This window comes from Roseomonas sp. USHLN139 (genome assembly GCF_037145735.1).
Classification (GTDB): domain Bacteria; phylum Pseudomonadota; class Alphaproteobacteria; order Acetobacterales; family Acetobacteraceae; genus Pseudoroseomonas.
In genome coordinates this window covers 1-16,244 of sequence record NZ_JBBCWY010000020.1, presented here as the reverse complement: position 1 = coordinate 16,244, position 16,244 = coordinate 1, and the positions used below count along the sequence as shown (strand labels likewise).

Genomic DNA, 16,244 nt, shown 5'->3' with positions numbered 1-16,244 from the left:
CATCCAAGAAAACGAGGTTCCCGTGCCTGAACTGATCACAACCGCCCTCACCAATCAGCCCGCCGAGGTGACCATCCGGCCTGCCAGAGAGGCCGACATGGACGCTGTTGCCACCATCTATCGGCACCACGTGCTCCATGGCACCGCCACCTTCGAGACAGAGGCACCGACGGCCGAAGATATGCGGCAGCGACGCATCGCCATCACCGAACGCGGGCTGCCCTACCTGGTGGCCGAGGACACCGATTGTCGCGTGCTCGGCTACGCCTACGCGGGCGCTTATCGGCCCAGGCCTGCCTACCGGAATACACTCGAGAACTCGGTCTACATCAGCGAGGAGGCCCGAGGGCGCGGCATCGGCCGCCGCCTGCTCGAGGCCCTCATCCAGGAGTGCGCCGCACTCGGCTACCGGCAGATGGTGGCCGTCATCGGCGACAGCGCGAACGAGGCGTCCATCCGCCTGCACAAGGCGTTCGGATTTCAGCCGATCGGCACCTTGCGCTCGGTTGGCCGCAAGCACGGGCGATGGCTGGATACTGTGCTGATGCAGTTGGCTTTGGGGGACGGTGACGAGACGGCACCCGAGGTGGAGTAAGGGCCTTCCCCCTGACATCCTTCGCCAGCAAACTGGCGAAGGCGGTACTCGGCATGGTGGGAACCAGCCTCCGCATCAGCAAATGCAGATCAGCTTGGCGACGCTGCCGATTTGGCCGCTATGCCCGACGCAATGGCCGCCACGACCACTCACAGCAATCGACTGCTAGCCCATGGCCCTCCTTGCGCTGCGCCTAGGTAGTGGCCGCTGTTCCCGACAAGGTCTCAATCAGTGGGCATGTGGCCTGCTCCCCGGATTGACATTGCTGCACGGCACCATCCAGTACACGCTCCATCGCCTGGAGGTCGGCAATTCGGGAGCGGACATCCGCGAGGTGTGCTGCGGCGATGCCATGGACCTCGGTGCAGGCGCCTGCACCAAGTTCGAGGAGCGCGCCCACCTCGTTCAGGGTGAAGCCAAGCTCCCGCGCGCGCCGCACGAACCTCAGCCGCCTGATGTCCTCCTCACCGAAGAGGCGGTAGCGCCCCCGGCGGGCCGGTATTGGAAGCAAGCCAATCCGCTCGTAATAGCGGATCGTCTCGATGTTGCAGCCCGTCCGCCGCGAGAGTTCACCGATGGCAACGCCGCTCTGCCCCATCCCATGCGCCTCCTCAGAAAGGACTTGAGTCTGTAGTCGCTACAGACGGTAGGTAGGCTGCATAGCTGAGACAAGGAGGCCGACCGTGTCCGACACCCAAGTGAATGCTACCCCGGCACATGGGGCGGTCCAGGAAGCCGGTGCGATGGTGCTGACGACGACGGGCATCGCCGCAGCCTTCGGTGCGGCCTCCTGCTGTGCGCTGCCGATGCTTCTTGGCTCCCTCGGGCTGGGAAGCGCTTGGCTCTTCGGGCTGGCGGTCCTTCTGGGGCCGTACCGCACGATCCTGCTCGCCGCCGCAGCCGCGTGCCTGGCTGGCGGAGCGGTCCTGCTCTGGCGCCAGCGGGCAGCGGTTGCCTGCGAGCCGGGCTCCGCCTGCTCCCCCAACCCAGCCCTCCGGCTTGTCGTTCCGGCAGGTTTGGCGGTCGGGATCATCCTGTTGGTGCTCGGTTATGCGTACGTGTGAGGACCCGATGATCCTGGAGTCGACAATCACCTGCCCGCACTGCGGCACGGCGAGAACCGAGACAATGCCGACCGATGCCTGCCAGTACTTCTATGACTGCACCGGCTGCGGAACGCTGCTCCGGCCCAAGCAGGGCGACTGCTGTGTGTTCTGCTCCTACGGCACGGTGCCGTGCCCGCCTGTCCAGGTGGACGGGAAGGGTTGTTGCCACGCGGAAGATCCGCCGCCAGCGGCTGGCTGACCCTTTCCCCGCGTGGTCGGCAACGGCGGGATGACCGTCACTCCGCAGCAAGGCCGGGGTTGGCGGGCACCAGCCTCGGCACCCAGCGGATGTAGACCAGCATGGCGACGAGTTCGACGAGCGTCTGCGTCACCACCGCGGCAGGCAGCAGCGCACCGGCTTCCGGGATAGCGAAGGCCAGCGGCAGGACGACCAGGGAGTTCCGGGTGCCGCCGCTGAAGGTGACCGCCCTCGCCGCGCCCGCCTCCAGGCCCGCATACCTGGAGATGACGCTACCTACGACCGGCATCAGCGCGGCGAAAGCGACGTAGACCGGCACCAGCATGGCGACGGAGCCTGCCTGGGCCGCCACGTTCGGGGCAACGGCCGCGATGACCACCAACAGCACCACGGCCATCAGGGGAACGGGCAGCCATCCCATGGCGTCCGCGACCGCCTTCCCGGCGCCGAAGCGCGCCGCCCACGCCTGAGTGGCCGCGGCGAGAGCCAGGGGCACGGCGATCAGCCAGACGAAGGCTTCGATGAAGGGACCGGGCTGCATCATCGCCATGGCCCGCTCGCCGATGAACAGGCCGAGGTAGACGGGGAGCAGCAGCATCTGCGCCACCAGCAGCACCGGCGTCGCCGCCAGGATGAGGCGGGCGTCCCCGCGGCCGAGGTGGGTGAACACGACCACGTAGTCGATGCAGGGCGCCAGCAGCACCATCAGGACACCCAGGCGCAGCACCCATTGCTCGCCGGGCAGCATGGAAGCCAGGGCGAACGCCACCAGGGGCGCGGCAACGAAGTTCACCGCCAGCAGCGTCAGCAGGAAGCGCCCGTTGGCCAGGCTCCTTCGCAGGTCCGCCAGCGGCACCTGGAGGAAGGTCACGTACAGCAGGGCCGCGAGGGCGGGGTTGATGACCGCCCCCCACGCCGCGCCGGGCGCGGCGACGGCCGCGATCGCGCCCGCCACGACGGCGGCGAAGTAGATGGCGACTTGGTTCTCTTCCAGGCCGGTGCGGGTGATGGCCAAGTTGTCGGCTCCTCCGTGGTGAGCGGGCAACCGATGTCACGCCGCGGGTGTGGTGACGTGGTTAGGCTCGCCAGCCGCAGCAGGCAGCCCGCTTTGCAAGGACCGGAACGGAAAGGTCTTCCAGGAAGGTGCACCGGCTGGCCGGGCCCCGGCGCAAGCCGCCGTGCCATACCCCAGGAAGCCGCGCCCTCGCTGTGGCGCCTGCCCACCTGCTGCTCCTGCCAAGGGCAGCAACGATGGGCAGCGCCGTTATCATCATGCCTGTTGCATGCACCACCAAGCAGGCAAGCTGATAAGTTGATGGCGGCTATCGGTCGGACTGCTGTTCTCCCTGGCCTGCCTTATCAAGGTCGCTACGAGCATCACGGATGATTGCCCAGGCGGATTGCAGGAACAGCCCGGCGATGACGAACGCCACGGCGAGGTCTGGCCACGCAGTTTCGGTCCACCAGACCAGGCCCGCCGCGACCACCACGGCCAGGTTGCCGATGGCATCGTTGCGACTGAACAGCCAGACGGCCCGGACGTTGGCGTCGCCCTCGCGGTGCGGCATGAGGACCGCTGCGGAGGCCACGTTCACCACCAGCGCGACGGCGCCGAAGAGGCCCATGAGCTCGGCCTCGGGCTGGTTCAGCACCAGCACCCGATAGCCGGTGGTGGCGAGCACGCCCACGCCAAGCACGGCAAGAAACAGGCCCTGAATGAGGGCGGAGCGGGCACGCCAGGCGAGGCTCCAGCCGATCGCCAGCAGGCCAAGGAAGCTGATTAGGCCATCGCCGAGGAAGTCGAGGGCGTCCGCCTTGAGCGCCTGGCTGCCGGAGATGAAGCCGCCGACCATCTCCACCAGGCCATAACCGACATTGAGGCCGACCACGATCCAGAGCGCCCGGCGGTAGGCGGGCGTGATGTGGGCGAGGTCCTTGGGCAGGTCGTCGTCGTCGCTCATCCGATGCTCCCGAGCCAAGACCGTACCGATACGTTCAGGGGGTGCCGGATCTGAAATAGCGGACCGGCGCGGCGCCCATGGCCATCAAGATGTCGCGTGCTACGAGGTGACGGGCGCCTTTCGTACATTGGAAAGACCTCAGCACCGCCACCCAGATGCACGGCCCAAGATGACCGTGAGCTCAATGCTGGGATCGCTGGCCGCTTCGGAGAGGCCGTCCAAAACCGGCCGATCATTCTGCGTCCATCGCCCTGGCAGCGCTCGTTCGAAAGCGGTCAATCGGCAGCTTCAGGTATGAGGTGCCATTCGCTTCCGGCTTCGGCAGACGTCCGCCGCGGAGGTTCACTTGCAATGCAAAGAGCATCATCGCTGGCAGAGGAAGCGTTCGATCACGTTCCTCCCGCAGCCGAACGAACCCGTCCTCTCCGCCGCTGTCCCGTAGGTGAATGTTGGTTGCCCGCTGCTCCGCTACGGTGGACTCCCAACGCGGTTCGCGCCCGCCCGGACGGTAATCGTGGCCGGTGAAGAGGCGTGTCGTCGGTGGCAACGCGAGGATGCTCTGGATGCTGCGGTACAAGGCCCGCGCGTTACCACCAGGGAAGTCGGCTCGTGCCGTGCCCGCATCCGGCATGAAGAGGGTGTCATGCACGAACGCGGCGTCGCCAACGACGTAGGTGACCGAGGCCGCGGTGTGGCCTGGGGAAAAAATCACCCTCACTTCCGAGGCGCCAAGATTGAAGCAGTGACCATCTGCAAACATGTGGTCCCAATAGTCGCGGCCACCGACCTCGAGATCGGGGATGTTATAGATGTCCGACCAGATCGCCTGAACTGCGAGGGTCTGTTCGCCAATGCCTGTTGGCACGCCAAGGCGCTCGCCCAGGTAGGCGACGGCAGAAAGGTGGTCAGCATGCGGGTGGGTGTCGAGCACCCATTCCGGGATCAGTCCGCGCTCCCGGATATGGGTGGCAATCTCGTCGGCTGGCTGGGTCGCAAGGCTGCATGAATTGCGGTCGAAGCTTAACAAGGGATCGATAACCGCGCATTTCTTTGTTTGCGGATCCGCCACGACGTAGGAGACGCTTCCGGTCTGATCATCGTAAAAGCCCCGTACGATCGGCTGAGACGGCATTCTGTTCTCCCTGTTTTTGCGCGGTGTCGCGGAAGCCGCGATGGTGGCCACCTTGGGACACCGAGCACGATGTCTTTCGGCAAGGGCGCACCCGGCGAGGGCCGAGGAGCGCTAAACCCAGCCGGGCGGAGTTGCATGCTTCGCGGTGTGGCTGACGGCGTATTAGGCGCGCTTCTTAGAATCCGCGGCGCCGCTCATCCGATGCTCCCGAGCCAGGGGAAGAGTTGGAGCATCAGGATGGCGAAGTCAGTCAGGTGGCCGGTAATCATTGCCACCCCCATCGCCACCATGATGCCACCCGCCACGATCTGAAGAACGCGCCCGACGCGTCGCAGGCTGCGGAACGGGCCGCGTAGAAAGGCGTCGGCGAAGGCGGCCACCAGCAGGAAGGGCACGCCCAGCCCGGCCGCATAGGCGGCCAGGAGCATGATGCCGAGGTGGCTGATTTCGCTGGTGGCGGTCAGCGCCAGGATGGCGCCCAGCACCGGACCGATGCAGGGCGTCCAGCCGAAGGCAAAGGCCAGCCCGAGCACGTAGGCGGAGAGCGGCGTGCCGCCGCTGAGAGTCGGCATGAAGCGGAGGTCGCGTTGTAACGGCATCAATCGCAGAACACCCGCAGTCATCAGGCCGAACAGGATAACGACCACCCCGCCCACGATCCCAGCCTCGTAGCGGTAGCGCAGCAGGGCTTGGCTCAGCGCCGAGGCGCCCGCGCCCATCGCCACGAAGACGGTCGCGAAGCCCAGGACGAAGCAGAGGCCGAGGCCGACCGTGGCGAGGCGATCCGGCGCGGTGCGCTCGGCGGCGACCGAGCGCCCGGCGACATAAGAGACGTAGCCGGGCACCAGCGGCAGCACGCAGGGCGAGAGGAAGGAAACCATCCCCGCCAGGAAAGCGGTCAGGAGGCCGGACATCTGGAGGAGCGGGTTCACGCCGGTCCCGCCCTCAGGGTCGCGCCACGGAGGTCGGCGCGCCCGCCGGTTCGCGCCGCCCGCTGACGAGGAGCAGGAGCGCAACGCCGACGAAGATCGCGCTGTCGGCGAGGTTGAAGGCGGGCCAGTGGTAGCCAGCCACGTGGAAGTCCAGGAAGTCCGTCACGGCGCCGTGCCGCAGCCGGTCGACGACGTTTCCCAGGGCGCCACCGACGATGAACCCGATCGAAGCCGCCATCCCGGGGCGCCGGTCGCGCGTCGTCCAGACGACGAGGCCTGCGATGACGGCGAGCGCGAGGGAGGACAGGAGCCAGGGCGTCGCGGGGTGGTCCGCCGACAGCAGGCCGAAGCTGACGCCCCGGTTCCATGCCAGCACCAGGTTGAAGAACGGGGTGACGGGGATGACGCGGGGCGGATCCATGAGATGGGCCAGCACCCACCACTTCGTCGCCTGGTCCAGCGCGAAGGCCAGCGCGGCCGTCCCCGCGCCCCAGGTCCAGGCGAGCCGCGCCCTAAGCAGGCCCTCAGCCATGCGCCATGCCCTTGAAGCGGTACCCGAGCAGGCGCATGGCGTTGAGGGTCACCAGCACCGTGGCGCCGGTGTCGGCCAGCACGGCGGGCCAGAGGCCGGTGATGCCGACCACCGTCGTCACCAGGAAGACCGCCTTGAGGCCGAGGGCGATGGCCACGTTCTGGTGGATGTTGGCCAGAGTCGCGCGCGACAGCCCGACCAGGGCGGCCACGTCCACGACACGGCTGTTCAGCAGCGCCGCGTCGGCGGTCTCCAAGGCCACGTCGGTCCCGCCACCCATGGCGATGCCGACCGAGGCGGCGGCGAGCGCGGGCGCGTCGTTGATGCCGTCGCCGACCATGGCCACGGGCGCCTTTGCCTTGAGGGCGCCGATCTCGCGCAGCTTGTCCTCCGGCAGCAGCCCCGCCTTCACCTTGAGGCCGAGCGCTCCGGCGATGGCCTGACCCGTGCGGACGTTGTCGCCGGTCAGCATGACGGCCTCGACGCCGAGGGCGTCGAGCGCCCGGATGCCCGCGGCCGCGTCCGGCCGGGGCTCGTCGCGCACCGCGACCAGGCCAGTGGGCGCGCCGTCCACAGAGACGACGACCACGGTCTTTCCTTGATTCTCCCACTCGGCGACCGTCCGCGTTGCGTCAGCCGTGAGCGGCGCCTGAGCGGCAGCGTAGGTGGGTGAGCCGACCGTCACGCGCTTGCCGGTCACGACGGCTTCGACGGCCTTGCCGGGGATGGCGCGGGACTCCTTGGCCGGGCGGAGCGGGATGCCGTCCGCGTCCGCCCGCTCCAGGATGGCGCGGCCGAGCGGATGGCTGGAGCCGTTCTCCACCGCGGCGGCGAGGCCAAGCATCGTGCGTTCCGAGCCAGACAGGGCGAGGAGGTCGGTCACGCGCGGGCGTCCCTCGGTCAGGGTGCCGGTCTTGTCGAAGGCGACGGCGCGGATCCGGCCGATGGTCTCCAGGGCGCCGCCGCCTTTCACCAGCAGGCCCCGCCGGGTGCCGACGGCGAGGCCGGAGGCGATGGCCGCGGGCGTCGAGAGGACGAGGGCGCAGGGGCAGGCGACCAGCAGCAGCGCCAGGCCGCGGTAGATCCAGGTGTCCCAGTCCGCGCCGACGATAAGCGGCGGCGCGACGACAACCAGGGCCGCCACGGCAACTGCGATCGGCGTGTAGATGGCCGAGAACCGCTCGATGAAGCGGGCGGTCGGCGCCTTGGCGTCCTGCGCCTCCTCCACCAGGCGGATGATGCGGGCGATTGTGTTGTCGGAGGCAGGCTTCGTCACCCGGACCTGGAGCGCACCGGAGGCATTGATGCTGCCCGCGAAGACAGGGGCGCCCTCCGCCTTGGGAACGGGGATAGACTCACCGGTCACCGGGCTCTCGTCGACCTCGGATTCGCCCTCGGCCACATCGCCGTCGGCGGAGACGCGGTCACCCGGGCGGACCAGGACGAGGTCGCCGACCTTGAGGCTGGCGGCGGGCACCTCCCGTGCCGTGCCGTCTTCGATGCGCAGCGCGGTCCTCGGCACCAGGGCGCCGAGCGCCTCGATCCCCGCGCGGGCGCGCCCGGCCGCGATGCCCTCCAGGAGTTCGCCGACAGTGAACAGGAACACCACCACGGCCGCCTCGGAGGTTGCTCCGATGGCGATGGCGCCGACAGTGGCGATCGACATCAGCATCTCGATGCTGAAGGGCGAACCGGCGCGCGCCGCGGCGATGGCCTTCCTGCCGAAAAAGACGAGCCCGATCAGGGCGGCGGGTACGTAGGCCCAGTGGTCCAGCGACGGGACGGCGAGCGAAGCGGCGAACCCGGCCACCATGAGGGCGCCGATCGCCGCGGCAAGCCGCGCCTTCTTCCCCTTCCACCAGGGCTGGCGTGGGCGAACGAGCGGTACGTCGGCGGCGACCGCGCCAGGCTCGCCCGCGACCACCCGCGGCGCCTCGACCGGGGCGACGCCGTAGCCGAGCTTGCGGATCCCCTCCTCGACGGACGAACGCGGGGTCGCCGCCTCGTCCAGCCGGAAGGCCAGGACCTGGCTGTGGTAGTTGACCCGGATGTCCTCGGCCCCGCCGAAGCGGCCAACGGCAGTTTCGATCTTCGAGGCGCAGGACGGGCAGTCCATGCCCTCCACGTGGTATCGCAGGGCCGCCCTGGACTTGGGGGCTAGTTGAGCCGTTCCGCCGTCAGCCATGGCTGTCATCCTGTTCCTGTTGGTTACGCCAGGGCCGCGACACCGTAGCCCAGACCGCGGATCTTCTCCTCGACGGCCGAGCGTGGCGTGGTCGCCTCATTCAGGCGGAACTCCAGGGTCTGCGTCTTGTAGTTGACCTGGATGTCCTCGGCGCCGCCGATCTGCTCGACCGCACCCTCGATCTTCAGGGCGCAGCCGGAGCAATCCATGCCCTCCACCCGGTAACGCAGGTCGACCGATGTTCCTGCTGCCGTGTCACCATTCGCCATCGCTTGCCTCCTTCGCAGGTGGGTCCCCGCTGGTTGCGGGGAACTGATGACGTCTTATATAGACCCTGTAGTCGCTACAGGGTCAAGGTGATGTCTTTGGAGAACTTGCTGAACATCGGCGCTCTCGCCAGGGCGACCGGGACGAAGGTGGAAACCATTCGCTGGTATGAGCGTGTGGGGCTGCTCCCGGCCCCGGCCCGCAGCGCCGGGAACTACCGGACCTACGGCGAGGCCCACCTTGGCCGCCTGAGCTTCATCCGGCGTGCGCGGGACCTCGGCTTCTCGCTGGATCAGATCCGCACACTGCTCGACTTGGCCGAGGACCGCGAGCGCTCCTGCGACGCGGTGGACGTCATCGCCAGCGAGCACCTGGAGGATGTGGACCGGAAGATTGCCGACCTCCAGGCACTGCGCCGCGAACTGGATTCCCTCATCGGACAGTGCCGCCACGGCAAGGTGGCGGAGTGCCGCATCATCGAAGCCCTCGGTCCCAGCACTGGCGCCTGACCGTTCACACGGCTCTTCCCAGCCGTGTCCACTCCGGGCCGTTTCAGCGGTTGCCCGCCGGAACGGCCATGATCTTAGGCGCGGATCAGGCTCACCGTGTCACCGTTCGGGTCCTCGGGCGCCGGGGCCGGAGGCTGGCCCTGGGCAGGACGCGGCGCCGAGCGGGCTTTGTTGCTGACATAGGCGAGCCCCGTGCGCCGATCCACGGCCACGGTGTTCGGGTGCGTGCCGGTCTGCAGGCTCGCCAGCACGGTCAGCGCGCGCGTGTCCACCAGGCTGACCGTGCCAGCCCCACGGTTGGTGACATAGGCCAGCGCACCGTCGGTCGAGAAGGTGACGGCCAGCGCGCCCGCACCTGTCTCCAGCACCTTGACCGGCTGGCCGGACGCGGCATCCAGCACGGCCAGTTGGCCGCTCTTCTGGTTGGTGCAGAACAGGCGCCCGCTGGCGGCGTGGAAGGCCAAGTTGATTGGCCCGTCCCCGCCGGAGGCGAAGCGGCGCACCCCGGCGCGGCGGGCAAGGCTCACTTCCACCACCTCGTTCGTCTGCAAGGCGGCCACGAAGACCCGGTCTCCCGCAGGGTCATGGGTAAGGCCCGAGATACCCCCTTCCAGCCCTTCCGTGATGACGCTGGCGAGGGTGTTGGCAGCCGTGTCCACCACCCACACGGCGCTCGGCTTCTCCCGGAAGCCGAAGTTGGAGACGAAGGCGCGGTTGCGCGCCTCGTCCACGACGACCTGCCGCGGATGGTTGTTCTCGCCCTCGCCGATCTCCGTCTTGACCTTGCCGGTGCGGAGGTCAATGGCGAGCACCCTGCCTTTGCGCGTGCCGGTGCCGAACAGCATGCCGGTGCTGTCGTTCACGCCGAGGCCGAAAGCTGTGTTCGCGCCGAGCTCGATGGTGGAGCGGACCTCCAGGGTACGCGGATCCAGGCCAAGGATCTTGGCGTCGTCGGCGCCGCGCGGGCCGGTGCTCGCCACATGCACAAGGCCTGTGGTGGTGCTGACAACCAGTTCGCAGAGGCCGGGCGCCAGCTTCACGCTCTTCTCCACCGCGGCGGCACGCGCCGGTGCAGTCCGCAGGGCAAAGCCAGCCGCGCCGAGCAGCGCGAGCGCGTGGCGGCGGCGAAGCGTGGGCATGGCGGGATAGGTGACGGAGTTCGTGTTTGTCATGGCGGGCCTTTCCCGGTGGACGGGTAGCTGAGATTAACTCTCGTTAACAATAACGCGCCGCACCAACAATCCTGTCAGCTACCTGAGCCCGGCCTTCTCGTGGGCTTGGTGTCAGTGGAAACGTCTTTATCCGTTCACGAGCAGAGGTTGTCCTCTCTTGCCTACTGTCCGCACGAGAGCTCCAGCGCCTATCCGACGGCGCCCGAGAGCTTAGCCAAGTCCGCCTTGGCCTGCTTCTCCGCCCGCTCCTTGCGCTCGCTGTAGCGGTCGGTCAGGTGGCTCGAAGTGTCACGAGTCAGCAGGGTGAACTTCACCAGTTCCTCCATGACGTCGACGACGCGGTCATAGAGCGGCCCCGGCAGCATGCGTCCCGCCTCGTCGAACTGCTCATGCGCTTTGGGCACGGAGGATTGGTTGGGGATGGTGATCATCCGCATCCAGCGCCCGAGCAGGCGCAGGGTGTTGACGCTGTTGAAGCTCTGGCTGCCGCCGGAGACCTGCATCACCGCCAGCATGCGCCCCTGGGTCGGACGGACGCCGCGGCTCTCCAGCGGCAGCCAGTCGATCTGGTTCTTCAGGATGCCGGTGACGGCGCCGTGCCGCTCCGGGCTGCACCAAACCTGGCCCTCGGACCACAGGGACAACTCTCGGAGTTCCGCCACCTTGGGGTGGTCGGCGGGTACGCTGTCGACCACCGGCAGGTCGCGGGGGTCGAAGACCCGCGTCTCGGCGCCGAGGCGGCGGAGGATGCGCACGGCCTCCAGCGTCAGGAACCGGCTGTAGGACCGCTCCCGCAGCGAGCCGTAGAGCAGCAGGATGCGCGGTGGGTGCGTGCTGGCGCCGGGAATGCCGAGCCGGGTGAGATTCGGCATCTGCAGATGGTCGTCGGCAACGTTGGGCAGCGTGAGGTCGAGGTCGGATGGCATTAGGGTCTCCCCGTCGTCAGGAACGGACGGATGGCGCGCTTGGTCGTGTTGCTCACGGCGTACCCACCACGGGCAGCCAAAGCGCCAGGGCGGCCAGCACGGCCAGAAGCACCGGAGGCGTGATGACGAGGCCGACCTTCATGTATTGCCCCCAGGTGATGGTAGTGCCCTTGCGCGACAGCACATGCAGCCAGAGCAACGTCGCCAGGCTGCCGATGGGGGTGAATTTGGGCCCCAGGTCGCAGCCGATGACGTTGGCGTAGACCATCGCCTCGCGGATGGCGAGCGGGATGCCCCGCGCCTGCTCGATAGCCAGGGCGCCCACCAGCACGCTCGGCATGTTGTTCATCACGGAGGAGATCAGCGCGGCGCCGACGCCCGTGCCGATGGTGGCGGCCCAGAGGCCATGCCCGGCCAGCCATTCCAGTGCGCCAGCCAGATGGTCCGTCAGCCCGGCGTTCCGCAGGCCATAGACCACCAGGTACATGCCGAGCGAAAACACGACGATCTGCCAGGGAGCCTCGCCTAGTACCTTGCGGATGGAGACAAGGGCGCCCTGCCCTCCCCGGTGCCAGCGCCCGGCCAGCACCAGCAGGAGGAGCGCTGCGGCGCCGGTCACGGCCGCCACCGGCACGCCGAGCGGTGCCAGGACGAAATAGGCCAGCAGCAGCACCGCAAGCAGCGGAAAGGCCGCCCGGAAGACGAGGTGGTCGCGGATGGCGGCGCCGGGCCGCTCCAGTCGGTCCAACGCATAGCTCGCGGGCACCTGGCGGCCATAGTAGGCCCAGAGCACGCCGAGTGTTGCCACCAGCGCCACCAGGTTCACCGGCACCATCACCGCCGCATAGCGGTCGAAGCCGATGCCGAAATAGTTGGCCGAGACGATGTTGACGAGGTTGGAGATCACCAGCGGCAGGCTGGTGGTGTCGGCCACGAAGCCGCAGGCGACGATAAAGGCGAGCGTGGCGCCTGCGGAGAAGTTCAGCCGCAGCAGGATGGCCATGACGATGGGCGTCAGCAGCAGGGCGGCGCCGTCATTGGCGAAGAAGGCAGCGATGAGCGCGCCCAGCACCACGACAAGCGGAAACAGCCGCCGCCCGTTTCCGCCGCCCCAGCGCGCCACGTGCAGCGCGGCCCACTGGAAGAACCCGGCCTCGTCCAGCAGAAGCGAGATGATGATCAGCGCCACGAAGGTGAAGGTGGCGTCCCAGACGATGTCCCAGACCACAGGGACATCGGCCCAGCCGATGACGCCCGTCAGGAGCGCCAGCACGGCGCCGCCCATGGCGCTCCAGCCGATGCCGATACCGCGTGGCTGCCAGATGACCAGGACGAGAGTGAGGACGAAGATGGCCAGGGCCAGCATGAAGGGCGTGTTCTCTCGGGCGTCAGGGCGCGCCGGACCATCCGCTGTCAGCGATGGTCAGCGGCTTGGCTCGTCGGTCCCCGGAATGGGAGGGCGCGGGCGCCCGACTCAGATCAGGCGGTGGCCCGGTTCACCGACGACCTTCTCGCCGTCCTCCTTGGTGAAGGCGCCCTGCTGCGGGTTCGGCAGGATGTCGAGCACCGCCTCGGACGGCCTGCACAGCTTCGCGCCGAGCGGTGTCACCACGATGGGACGGTTGATGAGGATGGGGTGCGCCACCATGGCGTCGAGCAACTGGTCGTCCGTAAAGGACGGATCGCCAAGGCCAAGCTCTTCGTAGGGTGTGCCCTTCTGGCGCAGGACGTCGCGCACCGGGACGCCCATGCGCCGGATGAGGTCGGCCAGCACCTCCCGCGTCGGCGGCGTCTTCAGGTACTCGATAACCTTCGGCTCCTCGCCGCTGTTGCGGATGAGGGCCAGCGTATTGCGGGACGTCCCGCAAGCCGGGTTGTGGTAGATGGTGACGTCGCTCATGGGGTGGCCTTCTCGGGCGGGCAGCAGGGAAGCAGGTCGGCGACCAGGGGCTGGCACAGGTCGGCGCGTCCGCCGCAGCAGTCCTTGACGAGGAACAGCATCATCTCCCGCAGGCGCTCGGCATCGGCCCGGTAGACGATGGACCGGCTGTGGCGCTCGGAACGAAGCAGGCCAGCGCGCGTCAGCACCGCCAGGTGCGTGGACATCGTGTTTTGGGGAACCTCGAGCTGTCGGGCGACCTCGCCCGCAGGCAGGCCCTCGGGCTCATGGCGCACCAGCAACCGGAAGGTCTCCAGCCGGGTCGACTGTGACAGGGCGCCAAGGCACGCGAGGGCGTCTTCCGATTCCATATATCGAGTATCGCCGATATGTTGGCGCAGTCAAGCTCATGCGGAGTGCTTCGCCGCATGAAGCAGGTGTCTGCTTCCCAGGCGAGCCTACCCCGGAAGCGGCCTGTCCGTGCCCGGCCAGACCCGGCCATGACGGCTGTGCGCCCACAGCAGCCGGACCTTCAGTGCAAGCCACTTCCCAGAAACCGACATGGCTCACCCTGACCGGCACGAACGCCTTCGGGGCGGAGGGACGGCGCTCCAGGACGATGAGCGGGAAGTGCCGCCACTCAAGCATGTCGCCACGCCGGAGCCACCGAGCGCCACGCCCCAGGCCCAACGGAGCCATGGTGCTCGCGTGGTTCTCCTGGGGAGGCAGACGCAGTTCAAGCAAGGACCACAGGTACCCGCGTTCATACGGGTTTAAGGGGGATTACTTGCGCTTGGGGGCCTCACCTCTTGACGCTGAGGCTAACTGAACATACCTTCAGACTGCACTTGGAACGCTGGTTTGAGCCACTTGGTTCAATCCTAACGGGTGCCCCAGCCTGTGGAAGCAGGTATCTGCGGCACTATCGCGGATCAAATTGGGTATCTATTTACACGGAAGTGTTGCGGAGGGGTCAGGCCGACGGGTCTGGCCCCAAAGCTTTTTCGGGCTATCTGACGCCGTAGAGCTGTCCCGTCTGACGCGTCCTATGAGCAATGTACGCGAAGTTCTCCTCTCTCCCGCCCTTTATCGGGTCGCCGGTGAGGTAAGACGTTTCCACGCTAGCGATAGCGCAGCCGTTGGGCGGGCCAGGCATGAACTTCAGGAAAACGATCCAAGTGTGCGAAATGCCAGGCAGCTTTGTGTGGAGTACCCACTGATAGTTGTTGATGGGCGCCAAGCGCCCGCTCATGGCGCTTCTCAACGTTTCCTTCAGGTTCCGGCTGGCAAACCAGCGAACTGGACACAGGCGCCGCCTCTCTTCCGGCCGCTCGCTTTCAACCACAAGGTCTCCCAAGCCAAGCCTTGTCGAATCCTTGTCCGTGCAGCAGTGATAGCTGAACTTGAAGCAAATGGGCATCCGAACCTTCTCACTGCCCGCCGAACCTTCAGGGCCGGGTGAGCCGGGCGCCAAGATGGTGGTGTTCCATGGCTGGAGATGGGTCAGGTCGTAGACCCCTCCATCGTATCTCGGCTGGCTCTGCCAATAAGGCATAGGCTGCGACAAGGTGCGCTCCGTCGACGACGTTTCCCTAAACCCTCGGGCAAACGGCGCCTGACAGCAGGGACTCAGCCGTTATCAGCAAAGCCAGCGGCCTTGCACCTTGGTCGGAAGACGAACTTGGCCGCGGAAAATACACGACGGAATCGTCACTACAAGTTGATATCTGAGCCTCCTCCACTTTCAGGGGGGGTGCCTGAACAGAGCCTACCGCCAGGCTGGCTGCACCCAGATTGTCGAGGTTCAGGGATTGGGTGGGCAGGTCGCTTCCTGGATCAACCCCGCCTTAGCCCGGTCACCTGTAGCGCGATCTGTCCCCCTCACGGTGAAGGTTTGAGTGGCAGGCTGGACACCGTGCCGCTGTGGGCAGGCCCATGTCACGAACCGCGCTGCGCTCCCTCACCTGAAATATCTTGTCACACTTGGGCAATCTCGGGCTCGCACTCGGAGGCCATCTTGGCCGCATCGAGTTCACGCGGCAGGCCACCGACCTGCCCCTGCTTGCACAGACCGGGGAAGCTCACCGATGCGCCTTGCCACCTCCATCGCGGCCGCCATCCTGGCCGCCATCGCTGCGGCCCAGATTCAGCCTGCCTCTGCGGACTCGGCCTACCAGGCATTCGGCACCCGTGGCCGTGCCCAGGACGTCAGGCGGACGATCGACATCGTCATGCGGGACAACAGCTACCAGCCGCAGCGCATCCAGGTCCGGGCCGGGGAGACCGTCCGCTTCCGGGTGCGCAACGCTGGCGAGCTCCTGCACGAGTTCAACATCGGCACCGCCGTCATGCACCAGCAGCACCAGCGCGAGATGCGGGCCATGTTCGACAGCGGCATGATGTCGGCGACCAGCAAGGATGCCATGGCTGGCATGGACCACTCCAGGATGCCGGGCATGAACCATGGCGCCATGGGACACGGCGGCATGGATCACGGCGCGATGCGCCACGATGACCCGAACGCCGTTCTGGTCGACCCCGGCAAGACGGGGGAGATGGTCTTCAAGTTCACCAGGGCCACCAGCCTGGAGTTCGCCTGCAACATCCCGGGCCACTACGAGTCCGGAATGGTGGGCAACGTCACCTTCTCGCGCTGACCGGCAAGACCAGCCCGCAGTGGACGTGGCCAAGGGGACCGAACGATGACCAATGACAAGCTGAGCAGGCGGCGGGCCCTGGGCCTCGGGGTCGCCGCCCTGGCGTTCCCGGCCGCGTCCGGCGCCTCGGCGCAGCCCGCCGTCGGCCGGGCGATGCCGCGCGAGTTCAACCTGACCCTGTCGCACGTGACG

Annotated in this window: 18 protein-coding genes; 5 read left to right on the top strand and 13 right to left on the bottom strand. The window is 67.4% G+C overall.

Going from position 1 to position 16,244, the window contains the following annotated elements; translation table 11 throughout:
- The first annotated feature begins 22 nt into the window (after window positions 1-22).
- Window positions 23-595, top strand: a complete 573-nt coding sequence (locus WFI16_RS26140; protein WP_007002444.1) for a GNAT family N-acetyltransferase — start codon at window positions 23-25, stop codon at window positions 593-595.
- 193 nt (window positions 596-788) lie between these two features.
- On the opposite strand, the gene WFI16_RS26135 is transcribed toward WFI16_RS26140, so the two are convergent.
- The gene (locus tag WFI16_RS26135; RefSeq protein WP_007002445.1) at window positions 789-1,193 is read right to left on the bottom strand and encodes a MerR family transcriptional regulator; all 405 of its coding nucleotides are present in this window, start codon (window positions 1,191-1,193) and stop codon (window positions 789-791) included.
- A gap of 85 nt (window positions 1,194-1,278) precedes the next feature.
- Here WFI16_RS26135 and WFI16_RS26130 point away from each other — a divergent pair, with 85 nt between their 5' ends.
- Together WFI16_RS26130 and WFI16_RS26125 are read left to right on the top strand one after the other, a co-directional pair.
- The gene (locus tag WFI16_RS26130; protein ID WP_245538228.1) at window positions 1,279-1,659 is read left to right on the top strand and encodes a mercuric transporter MerT family protein; all 381 of its coding nucleotides are present in this window, start codon (window positions 1,279-1,281) and stop codon (window positions 1,657-1,659) included.
- Between the two features lie 7 nt (window positions 1,660-1,666).
- Window positions 1,667-1,900 (top strand): GDCCVxC domain-containing (seleno)protein, encoded by a 234-nt coding sequence (locus WFI16_RS26125; protein WP_081798710.1) that lies wholly within the window; start codon window positions 1,667-1,669, stop codon window positions 1,898-1,900.
- 37 nt (window positions 1,901-1,937) lie between these two features.
- On the opposite strand, the gene WFI16_RS26120 is transcribed toward WFI16_RS26125, so the two are convergent.
- The 7 genes from WFI16_RS26120 to WFI16_RS26090 form a co-directional block, all read right to left on the bottom strand.
- The gene (locus tag WFI16_RS26120; RefSeq protein WP_007002448.1) at window positions 1,938-2,915 is read right to left on the bottom strand and encodes an arsenic resistance protein; all 978 of its coding nucleotides are present in this window, start codon (window positions 2,913-2,915) and stop codon (window positions 1,938-1,940) included.
- A 307-nt stretch (window positions 2,916-3,222) separates the two neighbouring features.
- The gene (locus WFI16_RS26115) at window positions 3,223-3,861 is read right to left on the bottom strand and encodes a cation diffusion facilitator family transporter (RefSeq protein ID WP_007002449.1); all 639 of its coding nucleotides are present in this window, start codon (window positions 3,859-3,861) and stop codon (window positions 3,223-3,225) included.
- 232 nt (window positions 3,862-4,093) lie between these two features.
- A complete protein-coding gene (locus WFI16_RS26110; RefSeq protein ID WP_306302903.1) occupies window positions 4,094-5,044 on the bottom strand; it encodes an MBL fold metallo-hydrolase in 951 nt (316 codons plus the stop codon).
- 143 nt (window positions 5,045-5,187) lie between these two features.
- Entirely contained in the window at window positions 5,188-5,925 is a 738-nt protein-coding gene (locus tag WFI16_RS26105; RefSeq protein WP_007002451.1) for a cytochrome c biogenesis CcdA family protein, read from the bottom strand.
- Window positions 5,926-5,938: 13 nt separating this feature from the next.
- Complete coding sequence (lspA, locus tag WFI16_RS26100) at window positions 5,939-6,457, bottom strand: signal peptidase II (protein ID WP_007002452.1); 519 nt, start codon at window positions 6,455-6,457, stop codon at window positions 5,939-5,941.
- Window positions 6,450-8,642, bottom strand: coding sequence for a heavy metal translocating P-type ATPase (locus tag WFI16_RS26095; RefSeq protein ID WP_442970744.1), 2,193 nt, complete (start codon window positions 8,640-8,642; stop codon window positions 6,450-6,452). The genes lspA and WFI16_RS26095 overlap by 8 nt, the downstream gene beginning before the upstream one ends.
- Before the next feature lie 23 nt (window positions 8,643-8,665).
- Window positions 8,666-8,911 carry a heavy-metal-associated domain-containing protein gene (locus WFI16_RS26090; RefSeq protein WP_007002454.1) on the bottom strand — a complete coding sequence of 82 codons (246 nt, stop codon included), beginning with the start codon at window positions 8,909-8,911 and terminating at the stop codon, window positions 8,666-8,668.
- A 90-nt stretch (window positions 8,912-9,001) separates the two neighbouring features.
- On the opposite strand from WFI16_RS26090, the gene WFI16_RS26085 reads away from it, so the two are divergent.
- A complete protein-coding gene (locus WFI16_RS26085; protein WP_007002455.1) occupies window positions 9,002-9,418 on the top strand; it encodes a MerR family transcriptional regulator in 417 nt (138 codons plus the stop codon).
- Window positions 9,419-9,492: 74 nt separating this feature from the next.
- Here WFI16_RS26085 and WFI16_RS26080 read toward each other — a convergent pair whose 3' ends face one another.
- From WFI16_RS26080 to WFI16_RS26060, 5 genes are all read right to left on the bottom strand, one after another.
- On the bottom strand, window positions 9,493-10,590 hold the full coding sequence (locus tag WFI16_RS26080; RefSeq protein ID WP_007002456.1) for a YncE family protein: 1,098 nt from the start codon (window positions 10,588-10,590) through the stop codon (window positions 9,493-9,495).
- A 188-nt stretch (window positions 10,591-10,778) separates the two neighbouring features.
- Entirely contained in the window at window positions 10,779-11,516 is a 738-nt protein-coding gene (gene arsH, locus WFI16_RS26075; RefSeq protein WP_150357552.1) for an arsenical resistance protein ArsH, read from the bottom strand.
- 52 nt (window positions 11,517-11,568) lie between these two features.
- Window positions 11,569-12,882 carry an arsenic transporter gene (locus tag WFI16_RS26070; RefSeq protein WP_099095908.1) on the bottom strand — a complete coding sequence of 438 codons (1,314 nt, stop codon included), beginning with the start codon at window positions 12,880-12,882 and terminating at the stop codon, window positions 11,569-11,571.
- Window positions 12,883-12,990: 108 nt separating this feature from the next.
- On the bottom strand, window positions 12,991-13,416 hold the full coding sequence (gene arsC / locus WFI16_RS26065) for an arsenate reductase (glutaredoxin) (RefSeq protein WP_109517869.1): 426 nt from the start codon (window positions 13,414-13,416) through the stop codon (window positions 12,991-12,993).
- Complete coding sequence (locus WFI16_RS26060) at window positions 13,413-13,766, bottom strand: ArsR/SmtB family transcription factor (protein ID WP_099095906.1); 354 nt, start codon at window positions 13,764-13,766, stop codon at window positions 13,413-13,415. The genes arsC and WFI16_RS26060 overlap by 4 nt, the downstream gene beginning before the upstream one ends.
- A gap of 1,716 nt (window positions 13,767-15,482) precedes the next feature.
- Between WFI16_RS26060 and WFI16_RS26055 the strand changes: the two genes are divergently transcribed.
- Window positions 15,483-16,052 carry a cupredoxin domain-containing protein gene (locus WFI16_RS26055; RefSeq protein WP_099095904.1) on the top strand — a complete coding sequence of 190 codons (570 nt, stop codon included), beginning with the start codon at window positions 15,483-15,485 and terminating at the stop codon, window positions 16,050-16,052.
- The last annotated feature ends 192 nt before the right edge of the window (window positions 16,053-16,244 follow it).

Coding starts and splice junctions, on each gene's coding strand:
- arsC (WP_109517869.1), bottom strand. CDS start 13,416: ATGAGCGACGTCACCATCTACCACAACCCGGCTTGCGGGACGTCCCGC.
- WFI16_RS26070 (WP_099095908.1), bottom strand. CDS start 12,882: ATGCTGGCCCTGGCCATCTTCGTCCTCACTCTCGTCCTGGTCATCTGG.
- WFI16_RS26095 (WP_442970744.1), bottom strand. CDS start 8,642: ATGGCTGACGGCGGAACGGCTCAACTAGCCCCCAAGTCCAGGGCGGCC.
- WFI16_RS26125 (WP_081798710.1), top strand. CDS start 1,667: ATGATCCTGGAGTCGACAATCACCTGCCCGCACTGCGGCACGGCGAGA.
- WFI16_RS26080 (WP_007002456.1), bottom strand. CDS start 10,590: ATGACAAACACGAACTCCGTCACCTATCCCGCCATGCCCACGCTTCGC.
- WFI16_RS26055 (WP_099095904.1), top strand. CDS start 15,483: ATGCGCCTTGCCACCTCCATCGCGGCCGCCATCCTGGCCGCCATCGCT.
- lspA (WP_007002452.1), bottom strand. CDS start 6,457: ATGGCTGAGGGCCTGCTTAGGGCGCGGCTCGCCTGGACCTGGGGCGCG.
- WFI16_RS26135 (WP_007002445.1), bottom strand. CDS start 1,193: ATGGGGCAGAGCGGCGTTGCCATCGGTGAACTCTCGCGGCGGACGGGC.
- WFI16_RS26060 (WP_099095906.1), bottom strand. CDS start 13,766: ATGGAATCGGAAGACGCCCTCGCGTGCCTTGGCGCCCTGTCACAGTCG.
- WFI16_RS26115 (WP_007002449.1), bottom strand. CDS start 3,861: ATGAGCGACGACGACGACCTGCCCAAGGACCTCGCCCACATCACGCCC.
- WFI16_RS26085 (WP_007002455.1), top strand. CDS start 9,002: ATGTCTTTGGAGAACTTGCTGAACATCGGCGCTCTCGCCAGGGCGACC.
- arsH (WP_150357552.1), bottom strand. CDS start 11,516: ATGCCATCCGACCTCGACCTCACGCTGCCCAACGTTGCCGACGACCAT.
- WFI16_RS26090 (WP_007002454.1), bottom strand. CDS start 8,911: ATGGCGAATGGTGACACGGCAGCAGGAACATCGGTCGACCTGCGTTAC.